Annotated in this window: 15 protein-coding genes; 2 read left to right on the top strand and 13 right to left on the bottom strand. The window is 64.9% G+C overall.

The window, feature by feature from the left end:
• Nucleotides 1-308 precede the first annotated feature (308 nt).
• Entirely contained in the window at nucleotides 309-2,570 is a 2,262-nt protein-coding gene (locus MMB92_RS23675) for a primosomal protein N' (protein WP_109341806.1), read from the bottom strand.
• A 451-nt stretch (nucleotides 2,571-3,021) separates the two neighbouring features.
• On the bottom strand, nucleotides 3,022-4,116 hold the full coding sequence (gene hemE / locus MMB92_RS23670; protein WP_006482732.1) for a uroporphyrinogen decarboxylase: 1,095 nt from the start codon (nucleotides 4,114-4,116) through the stop codon (nucleotides 3,022-3,024).
• 149 nt (nucleotides 4,117-4,265) lie between these two features.
• Between hemE and MMB92_RS23665 the strand changes: the two genes are divergently transcribed.
• Nucleotides 4,266-5,078 carry a transporter substrate-binding domain-containing protein gene (locus MMB92_RS23665; protein WP_006482715.1) on the top strand — a complete coding sequence of 271 codons (813 nt, stop codon included), beginning with the start codon at nucleotides 4,266-4,268 and terminating at the stop codon, nucleotides 5,076-5,078.
• 248 nt (nucleotides 5,079-5,326) lie between these two features.
• Nucleotides 5,327-5,515, top strand: coding sequence for a hypothetical protein (locus MMB92_RS23660; RefSeq protein ID WP_154317707.1), 189 nt, complete (start codon nucleotides 5,327-5,329; stop codon nucleotides 5,513-5,515).
• 297 nt (nucleotides 5,516-5,812) lie between these two features.
• Here the strand turns inward: MMB92_RS23660 and MMB92_RS23655 are convergent, their stop codons facing one another.
• From MMB92_RS23655 to MMB92_RS23605, 11 genes are all read right to left on the bottom strand, one after another.
• Nucleotides 5,813-7,540, bottom strand: a complete 1,728-nt coding sequence (locus MMB92_RS23655; protein ID WP_006491418.1) for an AMP-binding protein — start codon at nucleotides 7,538-7,540, stop codon at nucleotides 5,813-5,815.
• A gap of 282 nt (nucleotides 7,541-7,822) precedes the next feature.
• A complete protein-coding gene (locus tag MMB92_RS23650) occupies nucleotides 7,823-8,248 on the bottom strand; it encodes a F0F1 ATP synthase subunit epsilon (protein WP_006477288.1) in 426 nt (141 codons plus the stop codon).
• Between the two features lie 122 nt (nucleotides 8,249-8,370).
• Nucleotides 8,371-9,765, bottom strand: a complete 1,395-nt coding sequence (atpD, locus tag MMB92_RS23645; RefSeq protein WP_006482710.1) for a F0F1 ATP synthase subunit beta — start codon at nucleotides 9,763-9,765, stop codon at nucleotides 8,371-8,373.
• A gap of 66 nt (nucleotides 9,766-9,831) precedes the next feature.
• Nucleotides 9,832-10,707 (bottom strand): F0F1 ATP synthase subunit gamma, encoded by an 876-nt coding sequence (gene atpG / locus MMB92_RS23640; protein ID WP_006482709.1) that lies wholly within the window; start codon nucleotides 10,705-10,707, stop codon nucleotides 9,832-9,834.
• A 68-nt stretch (nucleotides 10,708-10,775) separates the two neighbouring features.
• On the bottom strand, nucleotides 10,776-12,317 hold the full coding sequence (atpA, locus tag MMB92_RS23635; RefSeq protein ID WP_006482717.1) for a F0F1 ATP synthase subunit alpha: 1,542 nt from the start codon (nucleotides 12,315-12,317) through the stop codon (nucleotides 10,776-10,778).
• 44 nt (nucleotides 12,318-12,361) lie between these two features.
• Entirely contained in the window at nucleotides 12,362-12,901 is a 540-nt protein-coding gene (locus MMB92_RS23630; RefSeq protein WP_006482713.1) for a F0F1 ATP synthase subunit delta, read from the bottom strand.
• Between the two features lie 2 nt (nucleotides 12,902-12,903).
• Nucleotides 12,904-13,374 carry a F0F1 ATP synthase subunit B gene (locus MMB92_RS23625; RefSeq protein ID WP_006477283.1) on the bottom strand — a complete coding sequence of 157 codons (471 nt, stop codon included), beginning with the start codon at nucleotides 13,372-13,374 and terminating at the stop codon, nucleotides 12,904-12,906.
• A gap of 129 nt (nucleotides 13,375-13,503) precedes the next feature.
• On the bottom strand, nucleotides 13,504-13,773 hold the full coding sequence (atpE, locus tag MMB92_RS23620) for a F0F1 ATP synthase subunit C (RefSeq protein WP_006482730.1): 270 nt from the start codon (nucleotides 13,771-13,773) through the stop codon (nucleotides 13,504-13,506).
• Between the two features lie 75 nt (nucleotides 13,774-13,848).
• On the bottom strand, nucleotides 13,849-14,700 hold the full coding sequence (atpB, locus tag MMB92_RS23615) for a F0F1 ATP synthase subunit A (RefSeq protein WP_012492242.1): 852 nt from the start codon (nucleotides 14,698-14,700) through the stop codon (nucleotides 13,849-13,851).
• 109 nt (nucleotides 14,701-14,809) lie between these two features.
• The gene (locus MMB92_RS23610; RefSeq protein WP_006482723.1) at nucleotides 14,810-15,334 is read right to left on the bottom strand and encodes an ATP synthase subunit I; all 525 of its coding nucleotides are present in this window, start codon (nucleotides 15,332-15,334) and stop codon (nucleotides 14,810-14,812) included.
• Nucleotides 15,335-15,902: 568 nt separating this feature from the next.
• The gene (locus MMB92_RS23605) at nucleotides 15,903-17,033 is read right to left on the bottom strand and encodes an SLC13 family permease (RefSeq protein ID WP_277562966.1); all 1,131 of its coding nucleotides are present in this window, start codon (nucleotides 17,031-17,033) and stop codon (nucleotides 15,903-15,905) included.
• Nucleotides 17,034-17,042: the final 9 nt, after the last annotated feature.

The following is a 17,042-nucleotide window of genomic DNA, read 5'->3' as shown; positions in this document are numbered from 1 at the left end:
AAAAAGGTGCAACCAAATTGAGAGATAGGTTGCACCCATAAGTTAGTCAATATAATCAGTCACTTACGCGGTTGCAACCTAGGGGTTGCCCGTGGTCGGAGGATCGGTGTTTTCCCTGATCGGGCCGGTTCGGCACGCGTGTGCAACCTTCCGTATGCGCGCAAGCGGCCGAAAACGGGTTGCACTGCGTGGTGTGACGCGGACCGATGCCGGCGGCGGGCAAGCAACGGGAGACGGTTCGGCGCGCCGGGCGGCCGGGGCTTCGCGGCATTCGGCAACGCGCCGTGGCAGGCGCCGCGCGGCGCCGCTCAGATATCCAGCGGATCGACCTCGACGCTCCACCGCAGCACGCCCTTCAGCGCGCGCAGCGCCGGCTGCCATGCACGCAGCGCATGCTGCAGCGCCGCCCGCGACGCGCTTTCGAGCAGCAATTGCGCGCGATGGACGTTCGCGACCTTGACGATCGTCATCGGCACCGCGTCGTAGACGGTCACGCGATCCGCGCCGGGCAGCCCCGGCAACGCGGCCGCGGCCTGCAGCAGGAACGCGAGCGCCGCGTCGAGCGTGCGCCCTTCGGCGCGCAGCAGCGCCTGGTAGACGAACGGCGGCAGGTGCGCGTCGCGCCGCTCGGCGAGCGTCGAATTCGCGAAGCCCACGTAGTCCTGCCGCCCGAGCGCGTGATACAGCGCGTGACGCGGGTAGCGCGTCTGCACCATCACCTCGCCCGGCAGCCCGGCGCGCCCCGCGCGGCCGCTCACCTGCATCAGCTGCGCGAACAGCCGCTCGCTCGCGCGGAAGTCGTGCGAGAACAGCGCGGTGTCGGCATTGAGCACGCCGACGAGCGACACGCGCTGGAAGTCGTGCCCTTTCGCGATCATCTGCGTGCCGACCAGGATGTCGACCTCGCCCGCGTGCACGTCGGAAAAAAGCGCCTGCGCGCTGCCCTTGCGGCGCGTGCTGTCCGCATCGATCCGCAGGATCCGCGCGCCCGGCACCGCTTCGGCGAGCGCCTCCTCGATGCGCTGCGTGCCGCGCCCGAGCGGCGCGATGTCGACGTTCCCGCACTCGGGGCACGAGCGCGGAATGCGCGCTTCCCAGCCGCAGTGATGGCAGCGCAGTGCGTGCTCGGGCTTGTGCAGCACGACGTACGCGCTGCAGCGCGGGCAACCGGCCACCCAGCCGCACGCGTCGCACGCGAGCTGCGGCGCGTAACCGCGCCGGTTCAGGAACACGAGGCTCTGTTCGCCGCGTTCGAGCCGCGCCTTCAGCGCCGCGACGAGCGGCCCGGACAGCCCGCCCATCGACGCGCGCCCGCGCCGCCGCTCCTCTTCGAGATCGATCAGCCGCACGGTCGGCAGCGTCGCGTCGGCCACCGCGCGGCGCGACAGCGTGAGACGCGTGTAGCGGCCCTGCTCGGCCTGCCACCAGCTTTCGAGCGACGGCGTCGCCGAGCCGAGCACGACCGTGATGCCGAGCTGCTTCGCGCGCCACACGGCCAGGTCGCGCGCCGAATAGCGCAGTCCTTCCTGCTGCTTGTACGCGGGCTCGTGCTCCTCGTCGACGACGATCAGCGCGAGCGTCGGCATCGACGCAAGCACCGCGAGCCGCGTGCCGAGCACGATCCGCGCGCGGCCGGTGTGCGCGGCGAGCCAGTTGCGCGCCCGTTCGCCTTCGGCGAGCCCGCTGTGCAGCGTGACGATCGCGTCGTCGGCGAGCGCACCCGCGAAGCGCGCGCGAAACGCGGCCTCGAACTGCGGCGTCAGGTTGATTTCGGGCACGAGCACGAGCGCCTGCGCGTCCGGCCGCGCGTCGAGCAGCGACGCGAGCGCATGCAGATAGACCTCGGTCTTGCCGCTGCCCGTCACGCCGTGCAGCAGGAACGGCGCGAAACCGTGCGCCGCGCGGATCGCGTCCAGCGCCTCGGCCTGCTGGTCCGTCAACGCCGGCGGCACAGTTCGTCCACCGTTTGTCGACAGGTTATCCACAGGTTTGACCACAGGCGTATCGGTCCAGCCGATCTCCTCGACGTCGACCCAGCCGCGCGCCGCCCAGTCGTCGAGCGTCGCGGCCGCCTTCGGATGGAGCGCGCGCGCGTCGGGCAGCGTCAGCGAGCCGGTGTCGACGAGCGCCTGCGCGAGCCGGCGCAGCGCGGCGCCGCGCGCGGGCAACGCGTCGGGCAGCGCCGCGCGGCCGGCTTCGGTCGGCTGGTAGCGCACTTCCGGCGCGAGCAGCCGCCCCCAGCGCCCGGCGTCGCGCAACGCCTGCGGCAGCGCCGGCAACGCGACCTCGCCGCGCCCGCGCTGATAGTAATCGGCGGCGAACGACACGAGCGCGAGCCAGTCCGGCGACAGCGGCGGCAGGTCGGCGCAGATCGCGTCGACCGCGCGCAACCGCGACGGCGGCACATCGGTGTGAGTGGTGACTTCGCAGACGAGGCCGACGGCCTGCCGCTTGCCGAACGGCACCTGCACGAGCGTCCCGGGCACCGGCGCCGGCTGCGCGTCGCAGCGGTAGTCGAACAGCGTGGCGAGCGGATGGTCGAGCGCGACGCGCAGGTAGGTGCCGCTCATTGCGGCGCTCCGGCGGCGGCAGCACGCGAAGTACGGACGGCTTGCATCCGCGCCCGCATCGCGACGGCGAACTTAAAGTAAAACTTCAGATTCGGCGCTAAGTTTTGGATTCGCATTAGGAATCGCCGTATACCCTGCCCAGCCTGTGGATAACTTTGTTGAGAACTCGCCGCTCAACGGCCGCAACGCGCGCGGGGCCGTGCTTTGCGCTGTTTTTCGCTGCTTGCTGCGGTGCCCCGCGAAGCCTTATTCCATAAGGCTGCTATTCAAATTACCGAACCATAGCGAGACAAATTGACCGATACGGGGCTCTACCGCGCTGCAACGTGGAAAATGTGTATAAGTCAAGTCTTGACAAGCACCGAATCGGCAGCGGGAGCGGGGTTGCGCCCTGTTTAGTTTCAGCAACGAAACGCTGTCATCCTGCAGTGCAGCATGACAGCGCTTGCGTTCAGCCCGCTGCTCCGCTACGGATCGCGCGGCTGTGGGTATGCACTTCGTCGACGAGTTCGGCGACGTGGTCGGGCGACGTGAATTGCGAAATGCCGTGCCCGAGGTTGAACACGTGGCCCGGATGGTTGCCGTAGCTGTCGAGCACCGCGCGCGCCTGTTCGCGCACCGCGGCCGGCGGCGCGAACAGGATCGTCGGGTCGAGGTTGCCCTGCAGCGCCACGCGCCCCGCGACGCGCTCACGCGCGGCGCCGAGGTTGACCGTCCAGTCGAGCCCGACCGCGTCGACGCCGGTCGCCGCGATCTCCTCGAGCCACAGCCCGCCGCCCTTCGTGAACGTGATCACCGGCACGCGCTCGCCGTCGTGCTCGCGCTTGAGCTGCGACACCACGCGGCGGATATAGTCGAGCGAGAAGCGCTGATACGCGCCGTCGGCCAGCGCACCGCCCCACGTATCGAAGATCATCACGGCCTGCGCGCCCGCTTCGATCTGCGCGTTCAGGTACGCGGCCACCGCCTGCGCGTTCACGTCGAGGATCCGGTGCATCAGATCCGGGCGCGAATACGCCATCGACTTCACCGTGCGGAAATCGTCCGAGCCGCCGCCTTCGACCATGTAGCACGCGAGCGTCCACGGGCTGCCCGAAAAGCCGATCAGCGGCACGCGCTGACGGCCCTGAGCGTCGGTGAGCGCGCGGCGAATCTCGCGCACGGCGCCCGTCACGTAGCCAAGCGTCGCCTCGATGTCCGGCACCGCGAGCTTCGCGACGTCGGCCTCGGTGCGCACCGGATGCGCGAACTTCGGCCCTTCGCCGACCTGGAAGTCGAGGCCGAGCCCCATCGCGTCGGGAATCGTCAGAATGTCCGAGAACAGGATCGCGGCGTCGAGCGGGAAGCGCTCGAGCGGCTGCAGCGTCACCTCGGTCGCGTAGTCGGGATTCTTTGCGAGGCCGAGGAAGCTGCCGGCGCGCGCGCGCGTCGCGTTGTATTCGGGCAGGTAGCGGCCGGCCTGGCGCATCAGCCAGATCGGCGTGTAGTCGGTCGGCTCGCGCAGAAGCGCACGCAGGAAGGTGTCGTTGAGCAGGTTATGGGCCACGGTAGGAGCGACGATGCGAAGGCAAAGCGGCATTTTACCGGACAGCCGCGCTCGGGCTGCGCATGCCGATGCGATGGCGGCCATATGACGCGCGCGATGGCTCCGTTATGATCGGACGCTCATATCGAACCGAACGAAGGAGGAGACCGATGAAGACATTCGCCACGCTTGCCACGCTCGCTGCTGCCGCCGCGTTTTGCTGCGCCGCCGCGCACGCGCAGAGTACGGCCACTGCGGCGCCTGCGAGCGCCGCTACCGCCGGCTCGCGGCTCGACGACGTGCTCGCGCGCGGCGCGCTGCGCGTGTGCACGACGGGCGACTACAAGCCGTATTCGTACTATCGCGCGGACGGCCGCTTCGAGGGCATCGACATCGACATGGCCGAATCGCTCGCGAAATCGCTCGGCGTGAAGACCGACTACGTGAAGACGAGCTGGTCGAACCTCACCAACGACTTCGTCGCGAAATGCGACATCGCGGTGGGCGGCGTGTCGACGACGCTCGAGCGCCAGAAGCGCGTGTTCTTCACGCAGCCGTACGTGGTCGACGGCAAGACGCCGATCGTGCGCTGCGCGGATGCCGACAAATACCAGACCGTCGCGCAGATCGACCGGCCCGAGACCCGTGTGATCGTCAATCCGGGCGGCACCAACGAACGGTTCGCGAAGCAGTTCTTCACGCACGCGAACCTGACCGTCTATCCGGACAACGTGACGATCTTCAAGCAGATCCTCGCGGGCAAGGCCGACGTGATGGTGACGGATGCGTCCGAGACGCTGCTGCAGCAAAAGCTGAATCCGGGCCTGTGCTCGGTGCATCCGGACAAGCCGTTCCAGTTCGGCGAGAAGGCGTACATGGTGCCGCGCGGCGACGTCGTGTTCCAGCAGTACGTCGACCAGTGGCTGCATCTCGCGCGCTCGACCGGCGAGTACCAGGCCATTTCGGACAAGTGGCTGAAGTAGGCGGCCCGCGCCGCGGCGGCCGATAACGGGCACCGACCCCGCGGCCGCCGGGGTGCCGACATCTCGCCGGAAGCGGCGGCCGCCCGGCCGCCGTTACACCTTCCGTCCGCGCCGCCGCCCTTCGCCATCGGCTCAAAACCCGCCGATTGGCCGAACGGCCGACTTCCGCGCATTCCGATCACGTTTCAAAATCTTTCTGACGAATGAATCGTCATGCGCGGTATCGGTCGCGCCGTGCACTTTCTCGCGTGAAAATCGGCAATTCATCGCGCCCGATACGCGTGAAAAACGCATCGCGCGCACACCCTGAAAACGCGATGGAAAATATGGGTAAAAATGACCTTTTTCAGGACCCCGAAAACAGCAAAAAATCCCGGAAAGCCTTATCTGGCGGGCGTTACAACCTGAAACACTTTGTTACCGCGACGGGTCATTAATTCGCCCACAATGGCCTCAACGGTTTCAACACGGATGCGGTCTCGTGTGCCAAGTGTGAGCGGACGCGAAGCGCTGCGAGCCAGTCGGTCACGTACCGAAGCCCTTCCGGGGGGCATCCCTGTTGGAGTCGTTTCCGGCCCCCCGCCGGACTCGGTTTCATCTTTGGTCTCCTCGCGCTAACCCCGTAGCGTGTGGTTTTTAGCGGGCTAATAAGCCCGCTTTTTTTCGTCCATCGAAAACGTAACGGCCTGCACAGGCCGCCACGTTTTTCCCGCATTTTCCGGCATCGTCCCGCTTCAAGCGGTCTTCTGCACGTCGAGCTTCAGCTCCTCGATCATCCGGTCGCGCATCACGAACTTCTGCACCTTGCCCGTCACCGTCATCGGCAGCTCGTCGACGAAGCGGATATAGCGCGGGATCTTGTAGTGCGCGATCTGCCCGTTGCAGAACGCGCGCACGTCGTCCTCGGTCATCTGCTCGTCCGCGCGCAGCACGATCCACGCGCACAGCTCCTCGCCGTACTTCGCATCGGGCACGCCGAACACCTGCGCGCTCTGGATCTTCGGATGCCGGAACAGGAATTCCTCGATCTCGCGCGGATAGACGTTCTCGCCGCCGCGAATCACCATGTCCTTCAGGCGGCCGACGATGTTGCAGTAACCGTCCGCATCGAGCGTCGCGAGGTCGCCGGTATGCATCCAGCCGTCGACCAGCACCTCGCGTGTCTTCGCGTCGTCGTCCCAGTAGCCGAGCATCACCGAATAGCCCTTCGTGCACAGCTCGCCCGTCGCGCCGACCGGCACGATGTCGCCGCTCGGATCGACGATCTTCACTTCGAGATGCGGCTGGATGCGGCCGACCGTCGTCGTGCGCTTCTCCAGCGGATCGTCGGTCGAGCTCTGGAACGACACGGGGCTCGTCTCCGTCATCCCGTACGCGATCGTGATTTCAGAAAGGTGCATCTGCGACACGACGCGCTTCATCGTCTCGATCGGGCACGGCGAGCCGGCCATGATCCCGGTGCGCAGCGTCGACAGGTCGAATTTCGCGAATTCCGGATGGTCGAGCTCGGCGATGAACATCGTCGGCACGCCATGCAGCGCGGTGCAACGTTCTTCGGCCACCGCCGCGAGCGTCGCGACCGGATCGAACGCTTCGCCGGGGAATACCATCGCGGCGCCCTTCGACACGCACGCGAGCACGGCCAGCACCATCCCGAAGCAGTGATAGAGCGGCACCGGGATGCAGAGCGAATCCTGTTCGGTGAAACGCATCGCCATCGCGATCGAGCGCGCGTTGTTGACGACGTTGCGGTGCGTGAGCGTCGCGCCCTTCGGGCTGCCGGTCGTGCCGCTCGTGAACTGGATGTTGATCGGATCGTTGGCCGAGAGCGTCGCGCCGATCGCATCGAGCAGCGCCGGATCGACGGCCCGGCGGCCACGCGCCATCACGTCCGCGAAGCGGAACATGCCGGCAGGCGCCACCTCGCCCATCGACACGATCGTGCGCAGGCTCGGCACGCGCGCCGCATGCAGGTCGCCCGGCGTCGCGGTCGCGAGCTCCGGCGCGATGGTCTGCAGCATCTCGACGTACGCGGAGCTCTTGAAGCGCTCGGCTGCGATCACGGCCTTGCAGCCGACCTTGTTCAGCGCGTATTCGAGTTCCGACAGCCGGTAGGCCGGATTGATGTTGACGAGCACCGCGCCGATCCGCGCGGTCGCGAACTGCGTGAGCAGCCATTCGCTGCGGTTCGGCGACCAGATGCCGACGCAGTCGCCCTTCACGATCCCGAGCGCGGCGAGCCCTGCCGCCAGCACGTCGATCTCGTTCGCGAACTCGCGCCAGGTCCAGCGCACCTGCTGCTCGCGGAACACGACGGCCGGGCGGTCGGGAAAGCGGCCGGCCGTGTCGAGCAGGAACCGGCCGATCGTCGCTTCGGATAGCGGCACGTCGGTTGCACCACGCACGTACGACAAGCCGTTCTCGGGCGCGATCAGCGCGCCCACGCCAAGGTCTGCTGCCATGAATGTCTCCGTCCTTTGGGTCTGATCGGCCCGCGCGCGTGCTGCGCGCCTCCGCCGCAACGCTCGCGACGAGCGGCCTCACCGCGGATGATGCCGCGCTCCGCTGACGGTACTCTGACATCAAATCGCGGTGGACGGATGAAATAGCACGATCGGACGCAATGATCCGGCCCGAAAAACGCAGACGAAATGCGGGCGAAACACGGAGGAAGCGTGGACGAAGCCCAGACGAAAAAAAAGCAGCCCGAAGGCTGCTTTCTTTCGCGGGATACGCGGCGCGGCTCAGTGCCGGCTGCGGATCTTCGCCAGACGCTGGATCGCCTCGAGCTGCGCCATCGCGGTCGCGAGCTCGGATTGCGCTTTCGCGAGGTCGAGATCCGACTTCGCGTTCTGCAGCGTTTCCTCGGCACGCTTGCGCGCTTCCTCGGCTTTCGCCGCGTCGAGGTCCTTGCCGCGGATCGCGGTATCGGCGAGCACCGTCACGGCGCCCGGCTGCACTTCGAGAATGCCGCCCGCGACGAACACGAATTCGTCGTTGCCGCCCTCGACCTCGATGCGCACCGCACCCGGACGAATCCGGGTAATGAGCGGCGTGTGACCCGGCAGAATGCCCAGCTCACCCGTTTCGCCCGGCAGCGCGACGAATTTCGCCTCGCCCGAGAAGATCTGCTCTTCCGCGCTGACGACGTCTACTTTGATGGTTGCCATATCGACTCCAATCTCATCCACGGGTTGAGCGTATTGCGGCCGGCGCAGGCGGCCGGAATACAAGTCATCACTGACTTCATTGCTCCGGCCGGCGCTCGCCGGCTTGCGACTCACTCAAGCCCTTACTGGATCTTCTTGGCCTTTTCGAAGGCTTCGTCGATCGTGCCGACCATGTAGAACGCCTGTTCCGGCAGGTGGTCGCACTCGCCGTCGACGATCATCTTGAAGCCGCGGATCGTTTCCTTCAGCGGCACGTACTTGCCCGGCGAGCCCGTGAACACTTCAGCGACGTGGAACGGCTGCGACAGGAAACGCTGGATCTTACGCGCACGGGCGACCGACAGCTTGTCTTCCGGCGACAGTTCGTCCATGCCCAGAATCGCGATGATGTCGCGCAGTTCCTTGTAGCGCTGCAGCGTCTGCTGAACGCGACGGGTGATCGAGTAGTGCTCTTCACCGATCACGTTCGGGTCGATCTGGCGCGACGTCGAGTCGAGCGGGTCGACCGCCGGGTAGATACCCAGCGAAGCGATGTCACGCGACAGAACGACGGTTGCGTCCAGGTGGCCGAAGGTCGTCGCCGGCGACGGGTCGGTCAAGTCGTCCGCAGGGACGTACACGGCCTGGACCGACGTAATCGAGCCCTTCTTGGTCGACGTGATGCGCTCTTGCAGCTTGCCCATTTCTTCAGCCAGCGTCGGCTGATAGCCCACTGCCGACGGCATACGGCCGAGCAGTGCCGACACTTCGGTACCGGCCAGCGTGAAACGATAGATGTTGTCGACGAAGAACAGCACGTCGAGGCCTTCGTCACGGAAGTGCTCGGCCATCGTCAGGCCGGTCAGCGCGACGCGCAGACGGTTGCCCGGCGGCTCGTTCATCTGGCCGTACACCAGCGCGACCTTGTCGAGAACGTTCGAGTCCTTCATTTCGTGGTAGAAGTCGTTCCCTTCACGGGTACGCTCGCCCACGCCCGCGAACACGGAGTAACCGCCGTGTTCCTTCGCGATGTTGTTGATGAGCTCCATCATGTTGACGGTCTTGCCCACGCCTGCACCACCGAACAGGCCAACCTTGCCGCCCTTTGCGAACGGGCAGATCAGGTCGATGACCTTGATACCCGTTTCGAGCAGTTCGGTCGACGGCGACAGTTCGTCGAACGCCGGTGCCTTCTGGTGGATCGAACGCGTCACGTCGCTGTCGATCGGGCCGGCTTCGTCGATCGGACGGCCGAGCACGTCCATGATTCGGCCGAGGGTCGGCTTGCCGACCGGCACCGAGATCGGCTTCGCCGTGTTCTTCACGGTCAGGCCGCGGCGCAGGCCGTCGGATGCACCCAGACAAATGGTACGGACCACGCCGTCACCCAGCTGCTGCTGGACTTCGAGCGTCAGTTCCGAGCCATCGAGAATGAGCGCGTCGTAGATCTTCGGCATGCTGTCGCGCGGGAATTCCACGTCGATAACGGCGCCGATGCACTGTACGATCTTGCCTTCTACCAAAGCAGCAGTACTCATCGCTTTTCCTTTAAATACCTGATTCTTTACTCGCGCAAAGGCGCAGTTGTCGTCCCGGGCGCGCGCTTAAACAGCGGCTGCGCCGCCGACGATCTCCGACAGTTCTTTCGTGATCGCGGCCTGACGGCTCTTGTTGTACACGAGCTGCAGTTCGCTGATCACCGTCTTCGCGTTGTCGGACGCGGCCTTCATCGCGACCATGCGCGCCGATTGCTCGGACGCCATGTTTTCCGCGACGGCCTGGTACACCAGCGCCTCGACGTAACGCACGAGCAGTTCGTCGACGACTGCCTGCGCGTCCGGCTCGTAGATGTAGTCCCACGACGTCGCCGGCGTACCGTCATCGGCTTCGAAGTGGTCCGACGACAGCGGCAGCAGCTGCTCGATCACGGCTTCCTGCTTCATCGTGTTGACGAAGCGCGTGTAAGCGATATAAACCGCCGACAGCTTGCCTTCCGAGTACAGATCGAGCTGCGTCTTCACGGCGCCGATCAGCTTGTCCAGGTGCGGGGTGTCGCCGAGGTGCACGACCTGCGACATCACCTTCGCGCCGAAGCGGTTCAGGAACCCGAGGCCCTTGCCGCCGATCGCGGTGGCTTCGACCTTCTGGCCCTTCTCTTCCAGCTCCTTGAACTTCTGCACCGTCGCACGCAGCACGTTGGTGTTCAGACCACCGCACAGACCCTTGTCCGTCGTGACGAGGATGATGCCGGCCGTCTGCGCGCCGTCGTTCGCCACCATGAACGGGTGACGGTACTCGGGGTTCGCACGGCTCATGTGCGCGGCGATGGCACGGACCTTGTCCGCATACGGACGAGCGGCGCGCATGCGTTCCTGCGCGCGACGCATCTTCGATGCAGCCACCATCTCCATCGCCTTCGTGATCTTGCGCGTGTTCTGCACGCTCTTGATCTTGCCGCGAATTTCCTTCATTCCAGCCATAGCTTGCTCCTTGACCGAAGCGGCGCGGGTGCTCGGCACCCGCGCGGCCTCAGTGTGTCACTCGCGGATCAATAGGCACCGGACTTCTTGAAGGCTTCGATCGCCGAGCGCAGTGCGCCTTCGTCGTCCTTCGAGAGATCCTTGGTGTCTTCGATGCGCTTGATGAGGTCAGCGTGGCTGGTCTTCAGGTTGTCGCGCAGGCCCTTCTCGAACGACAGCACTTGCTTGACGTCGAGGTCGTCGAGGTAGCCGTTGTTCGCGGCGTACAGCGACACGGCCAGTTCCCAGACCTGCAGCGGCTGGTACTGCGGCTGCTTCAGCAGTTCCGTCACGCGGCGGCCGCGCTCGAGCTGCTTGCGGGTCGCTTCGTCGAGGTCCGATGCGAACTGCGCGAATGCGGCCAGTTCACGGTACTGCGCGAGGTCGGTACGGATACCGCCCGACAGCTTCTTCACGACCTTCGTCTGAGCAGCGCCACCGACGCGCGACACCGACACGCCGGCGTTGATTGCCGGGCGGATGCCTGCGTTGAACAGATCGGTTTCCAGGAAGATCTGGCCGTCGGTAATCGAGATCACGTTCGTCGGAACGAACGCGGTCACGTCGCCAGCCTGCGTTTCGATGACCGGCAGTGCCGTCAGCGAACCGCTCTTGCCCTTCACTTCGCCGTTCGTGAACTTCTCGACGTACTCTTCCGACACGCGAGCCGCACGCTCCAGCAGACGCGAGTGCAGATAGAACACGTCGCCCGGGTACGCTTCACGGCCCGGCGGACGGCGCAGCAGCAGCGAGATCTGACGGTATGCCCAAGCCTGCTTGGTCAAGTCGTCATAGATGATCAGCGCGTCTTGGCCACGGTCGCGGAAGTATTCGCCCATCGTGCAGCCGGCGTACGGCGCCAGGTACTGCATGGCAGCCGAATCCGATGCCGAAGCGGCGACGACGATCGTGTATTCCATCGCGCCCGTTTCTTCGAGCTTGCGAACCACGTTCATGATCGACGAAGCCTTCTGGCCGATCGCGACGTAGATACAGATCAGGTCCTTGCCCTTCTGGTTGATGATCGCGTCGAGCGCCACCGCGGTCTTGCCGCACTGACGGTCGCCGATGATCAGCTCACGCTGGCCACGGCCGATCGGCACCATCGCGTCGATCGACTTGATGCCCGTCTGCACCGGCTGCGACACCGACTTGCGCCAGATCACGCCCGGGGCGATCTTTTCGATCGCGTCGGTCAACTTCGCGTTGACCGGGCCCTTGCCGTCGATCGGGTTGCCGAGCGCGTCGACCACGCGGCCGACGAGTTCCGGACCCACCGGGACTTCGAGAATGCGGCCCGTCGTCTTGACGATGTCGCCTTCCGAGATGTGTTCGTATTCGCCGAGAATCACCGCGCCGACCGAGTCGCGCTCGAGGTTCAGCGCGAGACCGAACGTGTTGCCCGGAAACTCGAGCATTTCGCCCTGCATCACGTCCGACAGGCCGTGGATACGCACGATACCGTCGGTCACGGAGATCACGGTGCCCTGGTTGCGAACGTCTGCGCTCGCTTCAAGGCCCTGGATCCGGCTCTTGATCAGCTCGCTGATCTCAGAGGGATTGAGTTGCATTATTCGCTCCTGATAGTCAATTCTGTTGCGTGCCGGCGTGGCGCTCAGGCGGTCAAGGCAGCCTGCATCGATGCGAGGCGCGCGCGAACCGAGGTGTCGAGCACTTCGTCGCCGACCGTCACGCGCACGCCGCCGATCAGCGACGAATCGACTTCGACCGTCGGTTTCAGCTTGCGCTTGAACTTGCGTTCGAGGCCCGAGACGAGACTGTCGAGATCCGCGCCGTTCAGCGGGAACGCGCTCACGATCTCGGCGTCGGCTGCGCCTTCACGTTCGTTCTTGAGCGCCTCGAACTGCTCGGCAATTTCCGGCAGCAGCGCGATGCGATGATTGTCGACCAGCATCTGCACGAAGTTCTTCGCTTCGGCGCCGGCCGCGAGCGGCGACTTGGCCGCAGCAAGCAGCAACTCGGCTACTTGCGTGCGCGTCACCTTCGGACTCGACGCGACCGACAGCACTTCCGGCAGACGCGCAACCTGGGCCAGCTCTTGCACGAGCGTGGACCAGGCGGCGATGTCACCGCCCTCGGCCACGCGGAACAGCGCTTCTGCGTAAGGGCGGGCGATGGTTGCAAGTTCGGCCATGATCAGAGCTCGGCTTTCAGTTGATTCAGCAGTTGGGCGTGGGCCGTTTGATCGACTTCGCGCTTCAGGATCTGCTCGGCGCCCTTCACGGCCAGCGCGGCGACTTCGCCACGCAGCGCTTCGCGCGCCTTCACGATTTGCTGTTCTGCTTCCGCCTTCGCCTGGGCGACGATGCGGGCGGCTTCAGCCTGGGCGTTGGCCTTGATTTCCTCGGCGACCGCCTGGGCACGCTTTTCAGCGTCGGCGATGCGCTGCTGGCCGTCGTTGCGGGCCTGCGCGAGTTCCTGGTCCACGCGCTTGTGCGCTGCGTCGAGTTCCGCCTTGCCCTTCTCCGCGGCGGCGAGGCCGTCGGCGATCTTCTTCGAACGTTCGTCGAGGGCGTTGATCAACGGCGGCCACACGAATTTCATCGTGAACCACGCGAGGACCAGGAACACGACCATTTGCGCAAACAGAGTTGCGTTGAGATTCACGGTGTTTCCTTATCTGCTATTCCGGAAAAATGAAACGGTAAGGCGCTCATCGAGTTGCATTCGATCAGCGCCCCAAGTCTCCGTTCCGCCCTGCGCCGGCTCACGCCGGACGCATATTTCCGAGGAACCTTAGCCTGCGAGCTTCGACAGGAGCGGGTTCGCGAACGCGAACAGCATTGCGACACCAACGCCGATCAGGAATGCAGCGTCGATCAGACCAGCCAGCAGGAACATCTTCGTTTGCAGCGGGTTGATGAGTTCCGGCTGACGTGCGCAGGCTTCGATGTACTTGCCACCCATCAGCGCGATACCGATACAGGCGCCGATTGCACCCAGGCCGATGATGATGCCGATACCGATGGCGGTCAGACCCTGGATGTTGGCGATGTAAGCTTGCATGATCACTCCTTTGTGAAAAGACTTGGAACTGAGATTTAAAAAACTAAAACGGAAACTCTTTCTTGCACGCCGCGCTTAGTGCTTGTCGTGCGCCTGGCCGAGATACACCAGCGTCAGCATCATGAAAATGAATGCCTGCAACAGAACAATCAGGATGTGGAAGATTGCCCAGACGCTACCCGCGATCACATGACCAACGAAGCCGAGGAACGTTGCGTCGCCACCGAAGCTCCACATGCTGCCGAGCAGGGCGATCAACAGGAACAACAGCTCACCCGCGTACATGTTGCCGAACAGCCGCATACCGAGCGAGACGGTCTTCGCGAGATATTCGACAATGTTGAGCGCGAGGTTCGGGATCCACAGCAGCGGGTGCGCGCCGAACGGTGCCGACAGCAGCTCGTGCACGAAGCCGCCCGCGCCCTTGATCTTGATGCTGTAGTAGATCATCAGGACGAACACGCCGAGCGCGATGCCGAGCGTGCCGTTCAGGTCGGCCGTCGGAACGATGCGATGGTGGGAAATCACGTCCGACAGACCGAGCAGGCCGATCACGCGGCCCGGCAGGTCGACCGGGAGGAAGTCGAGGGAGTTCATCAGCGCAACCCACACGAACACCGTGAGGGCGAGCGGCGCGATGAAGGTGCGATTGCCGTGGACGATGGCCTTCGACTGGTCTTCGACCATTTCGACGAGCATCTCGATCGCGCACTGGAAACGGCCCGGCACGCCCGACGTCGCCTTGCGGGCGGCCAGACGCAGCAGGACGATCGTCACGATGCCGCATACGATCGACCAGAACAGCGTGTCGAGATTCCAGACGTGAATGTCGAAAATCGACGTCTGATGCGAGGTGGAGAAATTCTGCAAGTGGTGCGCAATGTACTCGGACGGATCCGGACCGCGCGTGCCTTCGCTAGCTGCCATATCGTTAATGCCACCCAAATTGTCGAAAATCGTTTTGCCCGTTCCGCAACACGCTATTGCGGGAACGGGCCGGTGCGGTTCGTTGTCGAAACCGCACGCTGCTTGTTCCTTACCGCCAGGCCAGCGCGATCCAGTACGTCTTCAGCACGACGAGGTACGTGACGAGGAACGGCACCCAGTGCACGCCGGCCCAGCCGAACGCCACCGCGGTGAACATCCCGATCGTCAGAGCGAGTTTCAGGGCTTCGCCCATCACCCAGCTCATCACGGTGGCCGAGCCACCTGCCTTCAGTCGTGCCACGAATACCGCACTGGGCACCCAGCCGATCGCTCCGCCCAGAAACGCGGATTGCGCAGCGGCGCCCGGCGACTTCGAAAACAGCCACCACGCCAGCGTTGCAACCAGGGACAGGACCACTTGCGCGAACACCACCTTGTAGGGGGTCACGCGCGAGGGCTTGCTCACGTTCGGACCGAACAGCCTTTCGGCCTCTGCCCGTGTAAGCGGAACGATGTTGTTATCTTGCTGCTCGACATCCCAGTCATCGTCGGATTCACGCCGCGCGCCGGCCGCCGAAGCGGTGCGTTGCGTGCGCTGATCATCGTGCCTGTCGTCCGGCGCCTGACCCGCCATCGCAATCTTCCGCTGAAATCCTTGAACCCGACCCCAAGCTTTCTGAAAGCTTTCAGGGGTGCCTAGCTAACAAATCCGGGCGATTGTAAGCGATAGTTGCAAGTGATTCAAGGCTTTAGACGCGACAAAAACCTGCATAAAACGACGCCTCATGATGTGAAAAAACACCCGATTCGACGACGTACGATGACAGTTGTAAGGTCGGTTTTTTGCACCGGTATTTCTTGTGCGAAAAAGTCCGGTGACGGCGGAAATGACGGGGAAACGACGCCCGCTGCGGGCCAGCAGGAAGCGGCGCGATCGCCGCCGGGCATCCGCTGCCATGGAGTCGTCGGGAACGACTCGGCGCGACACGCCGGAACACGCAAGACGCCGCAATCAAGCCATCGCGCCGGCGCGAGAAACTCGACCGGTTGCTCGCGCATCGATTCGTCCAATCAGTTGTCGCGCCGCCACAGAAGTTCGACTGTGGGCCGCAGCACTTATCAACAATCCTTGATCACTGCGGACGCTGTGCGCCCCGTCCGCCGCCCGAACGGCACACCTGTGCGGCGCGCATCGGCCTCGCTCAACCGTGCATGAGCAACCACGCGCCGAGCGCCGCGCTCACCAGCGCGAACGGAATCGAAACGAGGTGGAACGGCAGCCACATGCGCGGCTCCTTCGCGAGACGCACCGCGATCAGGTTCGCGAGCGAGCCGATCGCGAAACCGAAGCCGCCGACCGATACGCCGAATGCCAGCGCGCGCCAGTCGTGCGTGAACTCCGACAGCAGAATCGCGGCCGGCACGTTGCTGATCACCTGCGACAGCGCCGCGCCGGCGGCGTAGACGCGCAGCGGCGAATCGAGTTGCGCATGCGCGACCGCATCGTGCACGACGGGCAGCGCAGCCGCGCTGCGCAACACGACGAACATCAGCACGAATATCAGCAGCAGCAGCCAGTCGATCTTCAGGACTGCGTCACGTTTGACGGCGAGCAGCACGATCGCGACACCGACGAGGCCGGGCAGCGGATGGTGCGCATCGGCGAGCAGCACGAACGCGGCGAACAGCACCGCCGCGATCAACGCGTGCATGCGTTGGACGGGAAAGGACGCGGCGTCGCCGGACAGGTCGAGCGGCTTCGCGCGAAACATCAATGCAGTCAGCACGAGCAGCAGCGCCATCAGCGCGAGCGCGAGCGGCCCGAGCGTGACCACGAAACGGCCGAACGACACGCCGCTCAATTGCCACAGGAACAGATTCTGGGGATTGCCGAGCGGGGTCGCGACGGACCCGGCGTTGACGGCCAGCGCGACGACGATCACGAGCCGCCGGAACGGCAGCGGTGTCAGCGCGCGCAGCGACACCATCAACGGTACGACGACGAACAGCGCGACGTCGTTGGTGAGCCACATCGACAGCACGGCGGCGAAGCCGACAAGCAGCATCGCGAGCCCTCGCTCGGAATGCACGTGATGCACGATGCGATGCGCAAGCCACATCAGGCAGCCGGACAACTCGAGCGCCTTGGTCAGCATCAGCAGGCCCGCGAGCGTCGCGACCGTCTGCCAGTCGACGCGGTCGACCAGTACCGAAAATGGTTGCGGACGCACCCATTGCAGCACGATCAGGCCAAGCGCCAGCACCGACAGTACCGGTTCCTGCGCGAGCCAGCCGAGCCACCGGCGCGGCGCCGGTGCGCCCGTTTGCTCCATGGGTTGCCC

Origin of the sequence: Burkholderia sp. IO2 (assembly GCF_029522185.1) — a bacterium.
In the GTDB taxonomy this organism is placed as follows: domain Bacteria; phylum Pseudomonadota; class Gammaproteobacteria; order Burkholderiales; family Burkholderiaceae; genus Burkholderia; species Burkholderia cenocepacia.
The sequence above is the reverse complement of the archived record's forward strand: the minus strand, read 5'-3'. Positions and strand labels throughout refer to the sequence as shown.

Bases quoted from the DNA above. Each gene is read 5' to 3' on its own strand.
- MMB92_RS23675 (WP_109341806.1), bottom strand. From the start codon at position 2,570: ATGAGCGGCACCTACCTGCGCGTCGCGCTCGACCATCCGCTCGCCACG.
- atpE (WP_006482730.1), bottom strand. From the start codon at position 13,773: ATGCAAGCTTACATCGCCAACATCCAGGGTCTGACCGCCATCGGTATC.
- MMB92_RS23655 (WP_006491418.1), bottom strand. From the start codon at position 7,540: ATGGCAGCAGACCTTGGCGTGGGCGCGCTGATCGCGCCCGAGAACGGC.
- atpD (WP_006482710.1), bottom strand. From the start codon at position 9,765: ATGAGTACTGCTGCTTTGGTAGAAGGCAAGATCGTACAGTGCATCGGC.
- atpA (WP_006482717.1), bottom strand. From the start codon at position 12,317: ATGCAACTCAATCCCTCTGAGATCAGCGAGCTGATCAAGAGCCGGATC.
- MMB92_RS23630 (WP_006482713.1), bottom strand. From the start codon at position 12,901: ATGGCCGAACTTGCAACCATCGCCCGCCCTTACGCAGAAGCGCTGTTC.
- MMB92_RS23610 (WP_006482723.1), bottom strand. From the start codon at position 15,334: ATGGCGGGTCAGGCGCCGGACGACAGGCACGATGATCAGCGCACGCAA.
- MMB92_RS23605 (WP_277562966.1), bottom strand. From the start codon at position 17,033: ATGGAGCAAACGGGCGCACCGGCGCCGCGCCGGTGGCTCGGCTGGCTC.
- atpB (WP_012492242.1), bottom strand. From the start codon at position 14,700: ATGGCAGCTAGCGAAGGCACGCGCGGTCCGGATCCGTCCGAGTACATT.
- MMB92_RS23650 (WP_006477288.1), bottom strand. From the start codon at position 8,248: ATGGCAACCATCAAAGTAGACGTCGTCAGCGCGGAAGAGCAGATCTTC.
- MMB92_RS23665 (WP_006482715.1), top strand. From the start codon at position 4,266: ATGAAGACATTCGCCACGCTTGCCACGCTCGCTGCTGCCGCCGCGTTT.
- atpG (WP_006482709.1), bottom strand. From the start codon at position 10,707: ATGGCTGGAATGAAGGAAATTCGCGGCAAGATCAAGAGCGTGCAGAAC.